The following is a 678-nucleotide window of genomic DNA, read 5'->3' as shown; positions in this document are numbered from 1 at the left end:
TTCGTCATTGTTGTTTTGCGCTGTTTTTTATCATTGCGAGCGAGTAAAGTGAGCGTGGCAAAACAAGCGTAGCGCAGTTTCTTTAGTAATCCACAAGAAACATTAGCAAACATTATGGATTGCCACGAATTTGCTAACGCATTTGCTCGCAATGACGAACAATCAACGCGTAATGACGAAAGACTTACCCACCCCCAAACCCCCTCCGCAAAGGGAGGGGGTTTAAAGAAGCCAAACACACTTACTCTAAGGGGCTTTTTATTTCTTGTCATACTGAGGTTTGGCACAAACCGAAGTATCTCAAAAAAGATTCCAAATAGATTTTGCAAATCTGCGGCTTTTTCTATGCTTTTTGCAATCTCATATAATTCTTTGAGATATTTCGCTTACGCTCAATATGACAACACAAAATAGCCTAGCAGAATCTAGAGATATTTCGGTTTCTTGCGAAACCTAAATATGACAGATTACAAAAAAGCCAACATAAAAGCAAGTGCTAGCAAAAGGCAAACACGACACAAAAGGCATTTTTACATTTCCTACAGCCATAGCGGTCTACTCGCATCTCCAACTTTGTCAAATGAATAGACTTTGCTTCAAAGCAGGCAAAACCTTAAGCCTAACGCCACATTCTCTCTTGTTGGTGCTAGGAATGAGATTTTGCGCTATGGTTGTGGG

Annotated in this window: 1 protein-coding gene; it reads left to right on the top strand. The window is 40.4% G+C overall.

Features of this window, described 5'->3' with window-relative positions:
* Positions 1 to 114 precede the first annotated feature (114 nt).
* Entirely contained in the window at positions 115 to 414 is a 300-nt protein-coding gene (locus CQA40_RS10765; RefSeq protein ID WP_115520816.1) for a hypothetical protein, read from the top strand.
* The last annotated feature ends 264 nt before the right edge of the window (positions 415 to 678 follow it).

Source organism: Helicobacter sp. MIT 01-3238 (assembly GCF_003364135.1).
Classification (GTDB): domain Bacteria; phylum Campylobacterota; class Campylobacteria; order Campylobacterales; family Helicobacteraceae; genus Helicobacter_B.
This window is presented reverse-complemented; position numbering and strand designations above follow the sequence as displayed.